Origin of the sequence: Actinomycetospora sp. (genome assembly GCF_036497585.1) — a bacterium.
Lineage (GTDB): Bacteria > Actinomycetota > Actinomycetes > Mycobacteriales > Pseudonocardiaceae > Actinomycetospora.
In genome coordinates this window covers 1-15799 of sequence record NZ_DASXJD010000072.1, presented here as the reverse complement: position 1 = coordinate 15799, position 15799 = coordinate 1, and the positions used below count along the sequence as shown (strand labels likewise).

17 protein-coding genes are annotated in these 15799 nt (G+C 72.6%); 12 read left to right on the top strand and 5 right to left on the bottom strand.

Features of this window, described 5'->3' with window-relative positions; all coding sequences use genetic code 11:
- The 5 genes from atpD to murA form a co-directional block, all read left to right on the top strand.
- On the top strand, window positions 1-1018 hold a 1018-nt coding region (gene atpD, locus VGH76_RS06780; RefSeq protein WP_331555862.1), incomplete at its 5' end, for a F0F1 ATP synthase subunit beta.
- Between the two features lie 72 nt (window positions 1019-1090).
- On the top strand, window positions 1091-1480 hold the full coding sequence (locus tag VGH76_RS06775) for a F0F1 ATP synthase subunit epsilon (RefSeq protein ID WP_331555861.1): 390 nt from the start codon (window positions 1091-1093) through the stop codon (window positions 1478-1480).
- A gap of 50 nt (window positions 1481-1530) precedes the next feature.
- Window positions 1531-2010, top strand: coding sequence for a DUF2550 domain-containing protein (locus tag VGH76_RS06770; protein WP_331555860.1), 480 nt, complete (start codon window positions 1531-1533; stop codon window positions 2008-2010).
- Between the two features lie 75 nt (window positions 2011-2085).
- Entirely contained in the window at window positions 2086-2670 is a 585-nt protein-coding gene (locus VGH76_RS06765) for a cob(I)yrinic acid a,c-diamide adenosyltransferase (protein ID WP_331555859.1), read from the top strand.
- Between the two features lie 64 nt (window positions 2671-2734).
- A complete protein-coding gene (gene murA / locus VGH76_RS06760) occupies window positions 2735-4042 on the top strand; it encodes a UDP-N-acetylglucosamine 1-carboxyvinyltransferase (protein ID WP_331555858.1) in 1308 nt (435 codons plus the stop codon).
- 51 nt (window positions 4043-4093) lie between these two features.
- Here murA and VGH76_RS06755 read toward each other — a convergent pair whose 3' ends face one another.
- Window positions 4094-4390, bottom strand: coding sequence for a hypothetical protein (locus tag VGH76_RS06755; protein ID WP_331555856.1), 297 nt, complete (start codon window positions 4388-4390; stop codon window positions 4094-4096).
- Between the two features lie 113 nt (window positions 4391-4503).
- Here VGH76_RS06755 and VGH76_RS06750 point away from each other — a divergent pair, with 113 nt between their 5' ends.
- A complete protein-coding gene (locus VGH76_RS06750) occupies window positions 4504-6573 on the top strand; it encodes a protein meaA (RefSeq protein WP_331555855.1) in 2070 nt (689 codons plus the stop codon).
- 153 nt (window positions 6574-6726) lie between these two features.
- Here the strand turns inward: VGH76_RS06750 and VGH76_RS06745 are convergent, their stop codons facing one another.
- Genes VGH76_RS06745 through VGH76_RS06735 form a run of 3 tightly spaced genes read right to left on the bottom strand, consistent with a single transcriptional unit; the run spans window position 6727 to window position 9334 of the window.
- The gene (locus VGH76_RS06745; protein ID WP_331555854.1) at window positions 6727-7656 is read right to left on the bottom strand and encodes a hypothetical protein; all 930 of its coding nucleotides are present in this window, start codon (window positions 7654-7656) and stop codon (window positions 6727-6729) included.
- A 54-nt stretch (window positions 7657-7710) separates the two neighbouring features.
- Window positions 7711-8250, bottom strand: coding sequence for an NUDIX hydrolase (locus VGH76_RS06740; protein ID WP_331555853.1), 540 nt, complete (start codon window positions 8248-8250; stop codon window positions 7711-7713).
- Window positions 8195-9334, bottom strand: coding sequence for a glycosyltransferase family 2 protein (locus VGH76_RS06735; RefSeq protein ID WP_331555852.1), 1140 nt, complete (start codon window positions 9332-9334; stop codon window positions 8195-8197). The genes VGH76_RS06740 and VGH76_RS06735 overlap by 56 nt, the downstream gene beginning before the upstream one ends.
- 148 nt (window positions 9335-9482) lie before the next feature.
- Between VGH76_RS06735 and VGH76_RS06730 the strand changes: the two genes are divergently transcribed.
- The 6 genes from VGH76_RS06730 (at window position 9483) to VGH76_RS06705 (ending at window position 15584) form a co-directional block, all read left to right on the top strand.
- Entirely contained in the window at window positions 9483-10529 is a 1047-nt protein-coding gene (locus tag VGH76_RS06730; protein WP_331555851.1) for a hypothetical protein, read from the top strand.
- 111 nt (window positions 10530-10640) lie between these two features.
- Entirely contained in the window at window positions 10641-11129 is a 489-nt protein-coding gene (gene atpF / locus VGH76_RS06725) for a F0F1 ATP synthase subunit B (RefSeq protein ID WP_331555850.1), read from the top strand.
- A 16-nt stretch (window positions 11130-11145) separates the two neighbouring features.
- On the top strand, window positions 11146-11829 hold the full coding sequence (gene nucS, locus VGH76_RS06720) for an endonuclease NucS (RefSeq protein ID WP_331555849.1): 684 nt from the start codon (window positions 11146-11148) through the stop codon (window positions 11827-11829).
- Between the two features lie 53 nt (window positions 11830-11882).
- The gene (locus tag VGH76_RS06715; protein WP_331555848.1) at window positions 11883-13418 is read left to right on the top strand and encodes an aldehyde dehydrogenase family protein; all 1536 of its coding nucleotides are present in this window, start codon (window positions 11883-11885) and stop codon (window positions 13416-13418) included.
- A 121-nt stretch (window positions 13419-13539) separates the two neighbouring features.
- A complete protein-coding gene (locus VGH76_RS06710) occupies window positions 13540-15318 on the top strand; it encodes a 3-hydroxybutyryl-CoA dehydrogenase (protein ID WP_331555847.1) in 1779 nt (592 codons plus the stop codon).
- Between the two features lie 5 nt (window positions 15319-15323).
- Window positions 15324-15584: a hypothetical protein gene (locus tag VGH76_RS06705; protein WP_414637683.1), complete on the top strand. Its 261-nt coding sequence runs from the start codon at window positions 15324-15326 to the stop codon at window positions 15582-15584.
- Window positions 15585-15603: 19 nt separating this feature from the next.
- On the opposite strand, the gene VGH76_RS06700 is transcribed toward VGH76_RS06705, so the two are convergent.
- A partial coding sequence (locus VGH76_RS06700; RefSeq protein ID WP_331555846.1) for a hypothetical protein occupies window positions 15604-15799 on the bottom strand: 196 nt, incomplete at its 5' end.

The following is a 15799-nucleotide window of genomic DNA, read 5'->3' as shown; positions in this document are numbered from 1 at the left end:
GATGCTGGTGACCGGCCTCAAGGTCGTCGATCTGCTCACTCCGTACGTGCAGGGCGGCAAGATCGGCCTGTTCGGCGGCGCGGGTGTGGGCAAGACGGTGCTCATCCAGGAGATGATCCAGCGCATCGCCCGCAACTTCGGCGGCACCTCGGTGTTCGCCGGCGTCGGGGAGCGCACCCGTGAGGGCAACGACCTCATCACCGAGCTCACCGAGGCGGACGTCCTCAAGGACACCGCCCTGGTGTTCGGTCAGATGGACGAGCCGCCGGGCACCCGCATGCGGGTCGGCCTGTCGGGCCTGACCATGGCGGAGTACTTCCGCGACGAGGTCGGCGTCGACGTGCTGCTCTTCATCGACAACATCTTCCGGTTCACGCAGGCCGGCCAGGAGGTCTCCACCCTCCTGGGCCGCATGCCCTCGGCGGTGGGCTACCAGCCCACGCTCGCGGACGAGATGGGTGAGCTCCAGGAGCGCATCACCTCGACCAAGGGCCGGTCGATCACCTCGATGCAGGCGATCTACGTGCCCGCCGACGACTACACCGACCCGGCGCCGGCCACCACGTTCGCCCACCTCGACGCGACCACGGAGCTCTCCCGGAACGTGTTCGCCAAGGGCATCTTCCCGGCGGTGGACCCGCTGACCTCCACCTCGACGATCCTGGACCCCCAGTACGTCGGCGACGAGCACTACCGCGTCGCGCGCGAGGTCATCCGGATCCTGCAGAAGTACAACGACCTGCAGGACATCATCGCGATCCTCGGCATCGACGAGCTCTCCGAGGAGGACAAGCTCACCGTGGCGCGGGCGCGCCGCATCGAGCGCTTCCTCGGGCAGAACATGTACGCCGCCGAGCAGTTCACCGGCGAGCCGGGCTCGTTCGTCGACGTCAAGGACACCGTCGAGGCGTTCGACAAGATCGCCAAGGGTGAGTACGACGACTACGCCGAGCAGGCGTTCACCATGGCTGGTGGCCTCGAGGACGTCGAGGAGAAGCAGAAGCAGTACAACGACTGATCCGGTCACGTCCCGGGCGGGGCGCGTGCGCGTGCCCCGCCCGGGTCCCGTTCGACGAAAGGACGGCCTCCAGTGGCCGAGATGCAGGTCGACCTCGTGGCGGTGGAGCGGAAGGTGTGGTCCGGCACCGCCGAGTTCGTCTTCGCGCGCACGAGCGTCGGCGAGATCGGCATCCTGCCCCGTCACGAGCCGCTCATCGCCCAGCTCACCGACGCGGGCATGGTCCGGATCGACCCGAGCGAGGGCGGTGAGTCCGTCCGGGCCGCCGTCTTCGGCGGCTTCCTCTCGATGGACGGCGAGAAGCTGACCATCCTAGCAGAGGAGGCGGAGCTGGGCGACGAGATCGACGTCTCCGCCGCGCAGCAGGAGCGGGACTCCGCCAGCGACGACGACGCCGAGGGGCGGGCGACCAAGGCCCGCGCCGAGGCCCGGCTCGCCGCCGCGGGCCAGGGCTCCGAGTAGCGGGTGGACCAGGGGCACGTGCAGGACCGACCGGCGATGGCGCGACGGGGATGACGATCTCCGGTGTGGTCGTGGAGATCGTGCTCGTCGTGGTGGCGGCGGTCCTGCTCCTGCTCGCCCTGGTCGCACTGCGCCGGATCCAGCAGCTGCGGCGCGGCGGCGTGGACGTCGCGCTGCGGCGGGCCCCGACCGCGTCGTCGGCTGATTCCGGGACACCCACCGCGAGCGAGGACGAGAGCGGCTGGCACTCCGGGATCGCCCGCTACCGCGGCGACCAGTTCCGCTGGTACCGGGTCAGCGGGCTGCGCTCCGGCCCGAACGTCACCCTCGACCGGATCGACGTCGAGATCGTCGACCGCCGGCCGCCGCGCCCCACCGAGCTCCACGTGCCGGGCGCCACGGTGCTCCGATGTCGCACGCCCGGTGGTACCTACGAGCTGGCGATGGGCGCCGACGTCCTCACCGGCTTCTCCTCGTGGTTGGAGTCGATCCCGCCCGGCCGCTCCACGGGGTACCGCCAGGCCAGCTGACGCCCCGTATCGAGCGAAGGGCACCTTCGGTCGGAACCGGGCGGTGCCCGGTCGGCGCGCCCCTAGACTGACGCGGTGGCCGTTCACCTGACCCGTATCTACACGCGCACCGGTGACGACGGGACGACCGGTCTCTCCGACTTCTCCCGGGTGCCCAAGACGCACCCCCGCCTCGACGCGTACGCCGACTCCGAGGAGGCCAACGCCGCCATCGGCGTGGCCCTCGCCGTCGGGAACCTGCCCGAACGCCTCGTCGCGCCGCTGCAGCAGATCCAGAACGACCTGTTCGACGTCGGGGCGGACCTCGCCACGCCGATCGTCGAGGACCCGGAGTACCCGCCGTTGCGGGTCACCGAGGCGCAGGTGGAGCGCCTCGAGGGGTGGTGCGACGAGTTCAACGAGGAGCTCGAGAAGCTCGCCTCGTTCATCCTGCCGGGTGGGACGCCGGGTGCGGCGTACCTGCACGTCGCGCGGGTGGTCACCCGCCGCGCGGAGCGGGCCACCTGGGCGGTGGTCGAGGCCGACCCGGAGCGCACGAGCGTGCTGCCGGCGCGCTACCTCAACCGGCTCTCGGACCTGCTGTTCATCCTCGGGCGGGTGGCGAACCCCGGGGGCGACGTGCTGTGGGTCCCCGGCGGGCCCGAGGCCCGGAAGGACTGACCGGCGGCTACGCCGGGACGGCCGGGGTCAGGGGGCGCGAGCCCGGCCGGTAGCGTCGCCGAGCGTGAACGAGCACTTCGCCGTCCGCGCGGCGGGGCCCCTGCAGGGCGCCGTCGACGTCGTCGGCGCCAAGAACAGTGTGCTCAAGCTGATGGCGGCCGCGCTGCTGGCCGAGGGCCGGACGACCATCACGAACTGCCCCCGCATCCTCGACGTGCCGCTCATGGGCGACGTGCTGCGCAGCCTCGGGTGCGAGGTCTCGGTGGACGGCGACGTCGTCGTCATCGACGTGCCCGCCCAGCTGAACCCCGAGGCCGACTACCGCTCGGTGTCCCGGCTGCGCGCCTCGGTGTGCGTGCTGGGCCCGCTGGTGGCGCGCTGCCGGCGGGCCGTGGTGCCGCTGCCCGGGGGCGACGCGATCGGGTCGCGGCCTCTCGACATGCACCAGGCCGGGCTGCGGCTGCTCGGCGCGCGGTCGGAGATCTCGCACGGGTGTGTCGTGGCGGAGGCCGACGGGCCCGGGGTGGCGCTGCGCGGCGCCCAGATCTGGCTGGACTTCCCGTCGGTCGGCGCCACCGAGAACATCCTCATGGCCTCGGTGTTCGCCGAGGGCACCACGGTCATCGACAACGCCGCGCGCGAGCCGGAGATCGTCGACCTGGTCCGGATGCTCCAGGAGATGGGTGCGAAGATCTCCGGCGGCGGCACCTCGACGCTCACGGTCCACGGCGGGGCGGAGCTGACCCCGAGCACTCACCGCGTCATCGGCGACCGCATCGTCGGCGCCACCTGGGCGTTCGCGGCGGTGATGACCGGGGGCGACGTCACGGTACGCGGGGTGGACCCGCACCACCTCGACCTGGTGCTCGACAAGCTGACGCAGGCCGGCGCGAGCACCGAGGTGGTGGCCCCCGCGCCGGAGGCGAGCAGCCAGATCCCCGCGTTCCGGGTGCGCGGCGGCGGACGGCCCCGCTCGGTGGACTGGGTGACGCTGCCCTACCCCGGCTTCGCGACCGACCTGCAGCCGATGGCCATCGCGCTCTCGGCGATCTCCGACGGCACCTCGATGATCACCGAGAACGTGTTCGAGGGGCGGTTCCGCTTCGTCGAGGAGATGGTCCGCCTGGGCGCGGACGCGCGGACCGACGGTCACCACGCCGTGGTGCGCGGGGTGGAGCGGCTCTCGTCGGCCCCGGTGTGGGCCTCGGACATCCGGGCCGGGGCGGGTCTCGTGCTGGCCGGTCTGGTGGCCGACGGCGAGACCGAGGTGTGGGACGTCGCCCACATCGACCGCGGCTACCCGGGCTTCGTCGAGAACCTCGTCGCGCTCGGCGGTGACGTCGCCCGGGTGCACGCCCCGCCGCAACGGTAGGTGCGCTCCGCGCTCGTGAGCACTGTCCGGGGTTATGACCCCGGAAAGTGCTCACGAGGCACGGAGTGCCACCTTCGCGTCGTCCACGTCCCGCGGGAAGACCAGCAGGTTCCAGCCGGCCTCGTCGTGGGCGATCGTGGCCCGCACCTTCTCCCGGGCCAGGCGTGCCGCCAGCACCTCGGCGGCCTCGCGGGTCGGCACCGTCGCGACCGTCTCGAGCAGCCCGACGTCGCCGTCGTCGCTCGGCACGGCGCCCTTCGGGCCGGTACCGAAGGTGTAGCGCAGGATGCCGGCGAGCAGGATCACCACGGCGATCGCCGTGAAGATCTCGCCCACCGACCCCACCATGACCCCATCCTGACCGATCCTGTGAAAAGCAGCATGGCCAGGACGGATGGGTCCCGCGGCGACCCGCCGGTAACCTCCCGGGGTCCGGCTTCTGCGCGGAGGTGCTCGAACCCATGCCCTACCCCACCGACGACTCGCGTGACCGCCCCTGGGTCATGCGGACCTACGCCGGCCACTCGTCGGCGAAGGCGTCCAACGAGCTCTACCGGCGCAACCTCTCCAAGGGCCAGACGGGCCTCTCGGTCGCCTTCGACCTGCCGACGCAGACCGGGTACGACCCCGACGACGAGCTCGCGCGCGGCGAGGTCGGCAAGGTCGGCGTCCCGGTGTCCCACATCGGGGACATGCGGGCCCTCTTCGACGGCATCCCGCTGAACGAGGCCAACACCTCGATGACGATCAACGCGACGGCCATGTGGCTGCTCGCGCTCTACGTCACGGTGGCCGACGAGCAGGCCCAGGCCGCGGGCGAGGACGTCGACGCCGTCCGGGCGAAGCTGTCGGGCACCACTCAGAACGACATCGTCAAGGAGTACCTCTCGCGCGGCACCTACGCGTTCCCGCCTGCGCCGAGCGTCCGGCTGATCACCGACATGATCGCCTGGACGGTCTCCAACGTCCCCAAGTGGAACCCGATCAACATCTGCAGCTACCACCTGCAGGAGGCCGGGGCGACGCCGACGCAGGAGGTCGCCTACACGATCTCGACGGCGATCGCGGTCCTCGACGCCGTCCGCGACTCCGGGCAGGTGCCCGAGGAGGACTTCGGCACGGTCGTCGGGCGCATCTCGTTCTTCGTCAACGCGGGCCTGCACGTCATCGAGGAGATCGCCAAGCTGCGCGCCTTCGCGCAGCTGTGGGACGAGCTCTGCCAGGAGCGCTACGGTGTCACCGACCCAAAGATGCGCCGCTTCCGCTACGGCGTCCAGGTCAACTCGCTGGGTCTGACCGAGGCGCAGCCGGAGAACAACGTCCAGCGCATCGTGCTGGAGATGCTCGCGGTGACCCTCTCCAAGGACGCCCGCGCCCGCGCCGTCCAGCTCCCGGCGTGGAACGAGGCCCTCGGCCTGCCGCGGCCCTGGGACCAGCAGTGGGCGCTGCGCATGCAGCAGGTCCTCGCCTACGAGACGGACCTGCTCGACTACGACGACGTCTTCGCCGGCTCGCACGTGATGGAGGCCAAGACGGACTCGATCGTCGAGGGCGCCCGCGCCGAGATCGACAAGGTCGCCGGGATGGGCGGCGCGGTCGAGGCGGTCGACTCGGGCTACATGAAGTCGCAGCTGGTCTCCTCGCTCGCCGCGCGGCGGATGCGGCTGGAGTCGGGCGAGGACGTCGTCGTCGGGGTCAACAAGTTCACCTCCACCGAGCCCAGCCCGCTGCAGGCCGAGGGCGCCGAGGCGATCTTCGTCGTCGACAAGGAGGTCGAGGAGCAGGCCCGCGAGGCCGTCGCGGCGTGGCGGGCCGACCGCGACCAGGAGGCGGTGAAGGACGCCCTCGGGCGGCTCACCGAGGCCGCGGGCACCAGCGAGAACCTCATGGACACGACGCTGCAGTGCGCCCGCGCGGGGGTCACGACGGGGGAGTGGGCCGGCGCGCTGCGCGACGTCTTCGGCTCCTACCGCGCGCCCACCGGGGTGACCGCGGCGTCGTCGTCGGGGTCGGTCGCGCCCGGCTCGGAGAGCGCCGACGGCGAGCCCAGCGACCTCGAGCAGGTGCGCGAGCGGGTCCGCCGGACCGCCGAGGAGCTCGGGGTGCCTGCGCTGCGGATGCTGGTCGGCAAGCCGGGCCTCGACGGGCACTCCAACGGCGCCGAGCAGATCGCCGTGCGCGCCCGCGACGCCGGGTTCGAGGTCATCTACCAGGGGATTCGGCTCACCCCGGCCGAGATCGTGGCGGCCGCGGTGCAGGAGGGCGTGCACGTCGTCGGGCTCTCGGTGCTCTCCGGCTCCCACCTCGAGGTGGTGCCGGCGGTGCTCGACGGGCTGGCGCGCGCAGACGCCTCCGACATCCCGGTCGTCGTCGGCGGCATCATCCCGCCGAAGGACGCCGAGCAGCTGCAGCGGCTCGGGGTGCAGCGGGTGGTGACGCCGAAGTCGTACTCGCTCACCGGGATCATGGGCGCGTTCGTCGACGTGATCCGCGAGGTGCACGGGCTCGAGCGCGAGCAGGCCCCGGCCTGACCTCGGAGGTCATGGCGTCCCGACGGTGGGTGTGGGCAGGCTGGGTGTCGTGGCTCCTGATCACGCTGACCTGGTCGCGTTGATCCTCGCCGACACCGTCGGGGCGGTCTGCGCCTATCTGGGCCTGCCGGTGCTCACGAGCGCGCAGCGCACCTACTGGTCGTCGGCCTTGGCATCGCCGCGGCGCTTGAGGAACGAGAAGCCGGGGATGCCGTCGATGGCCCGGCGCAGGTCCTTGGTGACGTCGAGCAGTTCGGAGAGGTCCGGCCCGACGCGGTCGAGGGTCTCGAGGATCGGCAGGATGTCCTCGCTGAGGTGGTGTGCGAGGGCGGGGAGCTCGTCCACGAGCTTGATCGCGGCGTCGATCTCCTCGGGCGCGAGGTCGTCGACGAACTTCTGCGTCAGCGGCGCCGCCCGCTCGAGCATCGGGCGGTAGAGGTCGAGCAGCTCCTGGGCGTGCCGGCTCGTGGTCGAGGCCGAGGTCATCACCTCGTCGGCGCCGCCCGTGATCGTCCGCGCCGAGTCGACGACCTCGGAGGCGCCCCGGGTGATCCCGCGGGCGTCCTCGACCACGGACGACGCGCCCGCCGTGATCCCGCGGGCGTCCTCGACCACGGACGAGGCGCCGGCCGTGATGGTCCCGGCCTCGTCGACGACCGACCGGGCGCCCTTGGTGATGGTGCCCGCCTCGTCGACCACGGCGGACGCGCCCCGGGTGATGGCGCGGGCCTCGGTGACGACGCCGTCGGCTCCGGTGGTGATGGAGCGGGCCGACTCGACGACCTCCGAGGCGCCGCCGGTGATCCCGCGGGCCTCGTCGACGACCGACGCGGCCCCCGTCGTGATCCCCCGCGCCTCGACGATCACGCCCTCGATGTCGCCGACGATGCCCTCGGCCCGGTCGACGAGGCCGTCCACCCGGTCCGCGACCCGGCCGAGGGTGGTGAGCAGCCCGGCGACCTCGTCGAGCAGCGCGTCGACGCGGCCGGGCAGCGCGGCACCGACCTCGGCCACGGCGGCGGTCCACCCGAGGACCTCGGCGGGCGTGGGGACGGCCAGCGGACCGAGACGCACGAGCGGCATGCCTCCAGTCTCCCCGCGCCGCGGCGGAACCGGCGGTACCGATCTTCCGGCCCCCTAGAAGCCGCCGAGCATGAGCAGGGCGTAGGCCGCGATCGACTGGGCGTCGGTGACCTCGCTCGCGCGCACCATGTCCTCGAACTCCGCCCGGGTGACCCACGCGGAGCGCATGTCCGCCTCGGTCTCCTCCCGCTCGGGCTCGCCCTCGGCGAGATCGGTCGCGAGGAAGGCGCGCCCGCGCTGCGAGGACAGGCCGGGGGCGACGTCGAGGAGACCCAGCGAGGTCCACCGCCCGGCCCGCAGGCCGGTCTCCTCCCGCAGCTCCCGCTCCGCGAGCGCCGTCGGCTCCATCTCCGCCCGCTCCGGCGCGGTGCCCTGCGGGAACTCCCAGCTCCGATGCCCGGTGGGGTAGCGGAACTGCTCGACGAGCATCATCCGCGCCGCGGGCCCGGAGCCGTCGAGGGCGATGACGAGCGCGTAGTGCGGCTTGTCGACGACCCCGTAGATGCCCTCGCCGCCGTCGGGACGCCGGAAGGTGTCCTCACGGACGGTCATCCACGGGTTCACGTACACCTGCCGGCTCGAGAGCGTGTCCACGCCCCCGATCATGCCGGGGCCCCTCCACGGGGTCGGGACCCGTGGCGGCGGGCACCGCGCGCCCGTCGCGCGGCGGGGCCAGCAGCGACTCCAGGCCTCCCACCCGGCGCAGCTTCTGCCACCCGAGCCGGATGCCGCCGAGCGCCGTGACCGCGGAGCGGATGAGCACTGCGTACATCAGCTGCCGGTACACCACCTGCTGCAGGGGCAGCAGCCACAGCACGCGCAGCGGCTCGCGCTCCAGGCGGAACGCCACGACCGCGGCGAGCACCTGGACCGCCAGGACGGCCGCCCACAGCAGCAGCGTCGTCACCGGGTTCAGGAAGATCAGCCCGTAGACCAGGAAGATGTCCACCAGCGGGGCCAGCAGCGGCAGCAGGATCTGGAACACCGCGAGGTGGGCGAGCCCGAGGCGGCCGAACCGGCCCGAGGGTCCCCGGTCGAGCACCGCCAGGCGGTGCTTCCACATCGCCTGCATCGTGCCGTAGCTCCACCGATACCGCTGCCGCCACAGCTGGGGGAGCGTCCCCGGGGCCTCCGTCCAGGCCCGCGCGGAGTCCTCGTAGACCACGCGCCACCCGGTCCGGCAGATCGCCATGGTCAGGTCGGTGTCCTCGGCCAGGGTGTCGTGGCTGACGCCGCCGACCTCGAGCAGCACCGAGCGCCGGAACGCCCCGATCGCGCCGGGGATGGTCGGCATGCAGCGCAGGACGTCGTAGACCCGGCGGTCGACGTTGAAGCCCATCACGTACTCGATGTGCTGCCAGCGCGAGATCAGCCCGCGGCGGCTCGCGACCTTGGCGTTGCCCGCGACCGCGCCGACCGACGGGTCTGCGAAGGGCCGCACGAGCCGCCCGATGGTCGCCGGCTCGAACACCGTGTCGCCGTCGATCATGACGATGAGCTCGTGGCGGGCGTGGGCGATGCCGGCGTTGAGCGCGCTGCGCTTGCCACCGTTGGCCTGGCGGAGCACCCGCACGTTCGGCAGGTGCAGCGCCTCGACGATGTCCGCGGTGCCGTCGGTGCTGCCGTCGTCCACGACGAGCACCTCGACCGGGCGCTCGCTCGCGACGAGGGAGCGCACCGTCGCACACCGGGAGATCGGCACAGCGCGTAGATCTGCTACCGGACAGTTGTCACTCGATCCGGTGATATGTGTACGCCGATGGATGGCGGTGACCCGGCGTCGTCACCGGCGGTACGTTCGGGCGTCGGCCCCGGGGAGGCGGCCCGTGTCCCACACCCGTCGCGTGGCGCGGCTGCGTGAGCTCGCCGGCCGGCCCGTCGCCGGGCGCGCCGTCGTCGTGGTGCTCCTCGCCGGGCTGCTGGTGGAGGCCGTCCACGAGATCGTGGCCGGCAACCACGCGCCCGACCTGCCCGTCATCGACGACTGGCTCCACTCCTCGCTCATCCTCGCCGCGAGCGCGATCTGCGCGCGGGGCGCGGTGCGCCGCCGTCCGGGACCGGCCCGCGCCGCGTGGTGGTGCTTCGCGGCCGCACTCCTGCTCTTCGCGCTCGCCGAGATCACCTGGGGCGCGCTCTACGCCACCGACGCGGACGTGCCGACCCCGAACCCGACGGACGTGCTCTACCTGGCCACCTATCCGCTGTTCATGGCGGGTCTCGTGCTCATGGTGCGGGCGCGGGTGCTCGACATCCCCTGGCACCGATGGCTCGACGGCTTCGTCGTGGTCCTCATCGTGGCCACGCCCGGCGTCGCGCTCGCGATCGTCCCCGTGCTCGAGAACTCGCCGATCGACGCCCTCGGCCAGGCCGTCACCGTCGCCTACCCCCTCGGGGACGTCCTGCTCCTCGGGGCGCTGCTCGGCACGCTGCCCCTGATGTCGTGGCGGTTCGGCGGGAGCTGGCCGTGGGTCGGGGCCGGCCTGGTCTGCCTGACCGTGGCCGACGCCGCGTACAGCGTCTCGGCCACCGTCGCGGTGTCCCACGAGGGGCCCTACGACTTCCTGTGGAGTGCGGGCGCCCTCGCGATGGCCGTCGGCTCGACCCGGCTGCCCTCGGGTCCCCGACCCTCGCGGGAGATCACCGGCTGGCCCGCGATCGCCCTCCCGCTCGGCGCGCAGCTCTTCGCGGTCGCCACCCAGGTCTACGGCTACGTCTACCCGCTGCCGCCCATCGAGCGGTTGCTGACCATCGGCGTCCTCGTCGTCGGCATCGCCCAGATCATCGTCTCCCGCCCCCGGCCGTCGCCGAGGCAGGACCCGTCGTCGGCGACCTCGCCGGCCGGGCCGGCCGAGCGCGTTGAGCCGGCTCCCTGACCGGGGGAGCGGGACCGTCGGCTCCGCCGCCCGGGCGAACGCGTCCCTTGCTACGCTGCGCCGCGAGCAGGGCGATACCGGTCACCGCGGAACGGGAGCACGGCAGAGCACATGGTCAGCACCATCATCGCTGAGATCGTCGGGTTCCTGATCGTCATCTACGTGATCTACCGATACGTGGTCCCTCCGCTGAAGAGCATGACGGAGAAGCGCGAGAAGGAGATCGCCCAGCAGATCGAGGAGGCGCGCAAGGCCCGCGAGCGCCTGGAGCAGGCCGAAGCCGCCTATCGCGAGGCCGTCGACAACGCTCAGAACGACGCCGCCCGCATCCGGGACGACGCGCGCGCTGACGCGCAGCGCATCGCCGACGAGATGCGCGAGAAGGCCGAGCAGGAGGTCGAGCGCCTGCGCCGCCGCGGCGAGGAGGCCCTCCGGAACGCCCGCGCCCAGGTGGTGCGGGAGCTCAAGGCCGAGCTGGGCCGCCACACCACCGATCTCGCGAGCCGTCTCGTGCGCCAGGAGCTGGAGTCCGACCAGGCGAAGAAGGAGTCGGTCGACTCCTTCATCGAGGAGCTCTCCCGCTCGACGTCCTCGAACTGACGCCCTCGCCGACGACGTGCGTCTCGTCATCGCCCGCTGCACGGTCGACTACGCGGGCCGGCTGACCGCGCACCTGCCCAGTGCGCTCCGCCTGCTGCTGGTCAAGGCGGACGGCTCGGTGAGCGTCCACGCCGACGACCGCGCCTACAAGCCGCTGAACTGGATGAGCCCGCCGTGCTGGCTCACCGAGGAGCCGGGCGGGGCGACGGGGGGACCGGAGAGCCTCTGGACCGTGCGCAACAAGGCCGACGAGACGTTGACGATCACCCTCGAGGAGATCCAGCACGACTCGCAGCACGACCTCGGGGTCGACCCCGGGCTCGTCAAGGACGGCGTCGAGGCCCACCTGCAGGAACTGCTCGCCGAGCACGTCCACACGCTGGGAGAGGGCTGGACGCTCGTCCGGCGCGAGTACCCCACCGCGATCGGGCCGGTCGACCTGCTCTGCCGCGACGACTCCGGCAGCTCGGTCGCCGTCGAGATCAAGCGCCGCGGGGAGATCGACGGCGTCGAGCAGCTCACCCGCTACCTCGAGCTGCTCAACCGCGACCCGCTGCTCGCCCCCGTCCAGGGCATCTTCGCCGCCCAGCAGATCAAGCCCCAGGCCCGCGTGCTCGCGACCGACCGCGGCATCCGCTGCGTGACCCTCGACTACGACGCCCTGCGCGGGATCGAGTCGGACGAGTTCCGGCTGTTCTGAGCGGGTCTCTCCCCCTCGCGGAGTAGGTGTACCCGCCGGTAACGTCAAGCGGCATGACGAGCACGGCACCGAAGCCCGCGAGCACCGCCCCCGCGGCCGCCTCCGACACGTTCGACTCCCTCGACCCGCGGGACGGTTCCGTCGTCGCCACCCACCCCCGGCACAGCCCGGAGCAGGTCGACGCGGTCGTGGCCCGGGCGCGCCGCGTCGCCGGCTGGTGGGCCGACCTCGGCTTCGACGGACGCCGCAGCCGCCTCGCCGCCTGGCGCCGGCTGCTCATCGCCCGCACCGACGAGCTCGCCGCCCTGGTCAGCCGGGAGACCGGCAAGCCGCTCGACGACGCCCGCATCGAGGTCGTCCTCGTCATCGACCACCTGCACTGGGCGGGCAAGCACGCGAAGGCCGCCCTGGGTCGGCGGCGCGCCGAGGCCGGCGCGCTCATGGTCAACCACCGGGCCACCATCGAGTACCGCCCGCTCGGCGTCGTCGGCGTGCTCGGGCCGTGGAACTACCCGGTGTTCACGCCGTGCGGCTCGATCGTCTACGCACTCGCCGCCGGCAACACCGTCGTCTTCAAGCCCTCCGAGCTGACCCCCACCGTCGGGCAGTGGCTCGTCGACACGTTCGCCGAGACCCTGCGGAGCACCGACCCGCACCAGGAGGACACCGAGGCGGTGTTCGGCCTCGTCACCGGCGAGGGCGAGACGGGGGCGGCGCTGTGCCGCGCGGGCGTGGACAAGGTGGCCTTCACCGGCTCGACCGCCACCGCGAAGAAGGTCATGGCGACCTGCGCGGAGTCGCTGACCCCGGTCCTCGTCGAGTGCGGGGGCAAGGACGCGTTGCTCGTCGACGCGGACGCGGACCTCGACGACGCGGCCGCCGCGGCCGTCTGGGGCGCGATGTCGAACGCCGGGCAGACCTGCGTCGGGGTCGAGCGGGTGTACGTCGTGGACTCCGTCGCCGAGGCGTTCCTCGACAAGGTCGCCCAGCGCGCCGCGAAGATCCGTCCCGGCGGCGAGCCGCGCTCGGTCTACGGGCCGATCACGATGCCGAGCCAGCTCGGGATCATCTCCGCCCAGATCGACGACGCGCTCTCCCGCGGCGGCCGCGCCGTCCTCGGCGGCCGGGACTCGGTCCACGCCCCCTACGTCGACCCCGTCGTGCTCGCCGACGTCCCCGAGGACTCGACCGCGGTCACCGACGAGACGTTCGGGCCGACCGTCGTCGTCAACCGGGTCCGCGACATCGACGAGGCCGTCGAGCGGGCCAACGCCTCCCGCTACGGCCTCGGCGGGTCGGTGTTCGCGAAGAGGCGCGGCTACGAGGTCGCCCGGCGGCTGCGCTGCGGGATGGTCTCGGTCAACGGCGTCATCGCGTTCGCGGCGATGCCCTCGCTGCCCTTCGGCGGTGTCGGGGACTCCGGCTTCGGGCGCATCCACGGCCGCGACGGGCTCCGCGAGTTCACGCGCCCGCTGGCGGTCTCGGAGCGCCGCTTCAAGAGCATCAACGTGATGACGTTCGACCGGCCCGGCTGGGTGGTGAAGGCCATGACCGTGTTGGCCGGACTGATCTACCGACGGAACCGGTAAAGGTGCCCGGAGGGGTGCGTCACGGCGCCTGCTCGAAGGGTGGGGCCCGCCGTGACCGCATGACAGGATCGCCCGGACCGGGTCGTCGACGACCCGGGGTGTCGACGAAGGGACTGTGGACGTGGCTCGCGAGTTCGCCCGGGTGGGTGTGGTCGGTCTGGGCACGATGGGCGCCGGCATCGTCGAGGTGTTCGCCCGCGCGGGCATCGAGGTCGTCGCGGTGGAGGTGGACGAGACCGCCGCCGGCCACGGCCGGGAGCACATCGAGCACTCCACGGCCCGGGCGGTCTCCCGCGGCAAGCTCGCCGAGGACGACCGCGTCGCGCTGCTCGAGCGCGTCCGCGTGACGACGGACCTGGCCGACCTCGCCGACGTCGACCTCGTCGTCGAGGCGGTGCCGGAGCGCCTGGAGCTCAAGGCCGACGTCTTCACCGCCCTCGACAAGGTCTGCGGCCCCGACACGATCTTCGCCTCGAACACCTCGTCGCTCTCGATCACCGAGCTGTCGGTGCGCACCGAGCGCCCCAGCCGCGTCGTCGGGATGCACTTCTTCAACCCGGCCCCGGTCCAGGCCCTGGTCGAGTTGGTGCGCACCGTCGTCACCGAGCCCGAGGTCGTCGAGGACGTGAAGGCGCTGGCCGTGCGGCTGGGGAAGTCGCCGGTGGTGTGCGGCGACCGCGCCGGCTTCATCGCGAACCAGCTGCTGTTCACCTACCTCAACCAGGCCGTGGGCATGTTCGAGTCCCACTACGCCGGCCGCGAGGACCTCGACGCCGCGATGAAGTTCGGCTGCGGCTACCCGATGGGCCCGCTGGCGCTGATGGACCTCATCGGCCTCGACACCGCCTACGAGATCCTCGAGGAGATGTACCGGCAGTCGCGCAACCAGCGCCACGCGCCGGCCCCGATCCTCAAGCAGATGATCACGGCGGGTCTGCTCGGCCGGAAGAGCGGGCGCGGCTTCTACACCTACGCCGAGCCCGGGTCGGGCGAGGTGGTGGCCGACGGCCTCACCCCGCCGCCGCCCGGCGCCGACGACGCCGGCCTGCGCCCGGTCAGCCGGGTCGGCGTGGTCGGCACCGGCACCATGGCCACCGGCATCGCCGAGGTGTTCGCGAAGGCCGGTTACGACGTCGTCGTGCGCGGCCGGTCGGAGTCCAAGGGCGACGGCGCCGTCGCGGCGGTGCGCAAGTCGCTGGAGAAGCAGGTCGTCAAGGGCCGGCTGTCCGAGGAGGCCCGCGACGAGACCCTCGGGCGGATCTCCACGACGGTCGAGTTCTCCGGGCTGGCCGAGTGCGACCTCGTGGTCGAGGCCATCGCCGAGGACCTCGGGGTCAAGCAGGCGGCGTTCTCCGCCCTCGACGAGGTGTGCAAGCCCGGCACGATCCTCGCGACGACCACGTCCTCGCTGCCGGTCGTGGAGTGCGCCGCCGCCACCTCGCGGCCCGAGGACGTCATCGGGATGCACTTCTTCAACCCGGCCGCGGTGATGAAGCTCGTCGAGGTCGTCTCGCCGATCACCACCGCCCCGGAGGTCACGGCCACCGTCCGGGCGCTCTGCGCGAAGATCAAGAAGAGCCCGGTGCTCTGCGGGGACCGCGCCGGCTTCATCGTCAACGCGCTGCTCTTCCCGTACCTCAACGACTCGGTGGCGATGCTCGAGGGGCACTACGCGACCGTCGACGACATCGACTCGGCCATGAAGAACGGCTGCGGCCTGCCCATGGGGCCGTTCGCGCTGCTCGACGTGGTCGGCCTGGACGTGTCGCTGGCGATCGAGCGCTCGCTCTACCAGGAGTTCCGGGTGCCCGGCTTCGCGCCCGCGCCGCTGCTGGAGCACCTGGTGACGGCCGGCCGGCTCGGCCGCAAGACCAAGCACGGATTCCGCGACTACAACTGAGGCTCGTGGCACGACGCAACCGGCGGGCAGCGGGCGGGGGACCCCGTCCGCTGTTCGGTGGTGCGCTCACCCACGAGGAGCGCGGCGGCCGCCGGTACGCGGTGCGGGCGGTCGCCGGGTCGGCGGCGACGAAGTCCTACCGCTGCCCGGGCTGCAACCAGGAGATCCGGCCGGGCACGGCGCACGTCGTCGCCTGGCCGGTCGACGGTCCCGACGGCGGCGGCGACGAGCGCCGCCACTGGCACAGCGGCTGCTGGCGCCGCTGAAAGCGGCGTGTCTCGCCGGTCAGGACGATGACGTGGCGGCGGCGCTGCGGGCGCCGTAGGCCTCGGGCCCGTCGTGCTCGTCGTCGTGCAGGGCCGGGGCGCTCGCCGAGCGGGGGCCCCGGGCGCGCAATGGCTGCGTCTGGTCCGACGACTCGTCGGGGAAGGCGTCCAGGCCGGGCAGTTCGGCGAGGGACTCCCGCAGGGTCGCGAGCTGG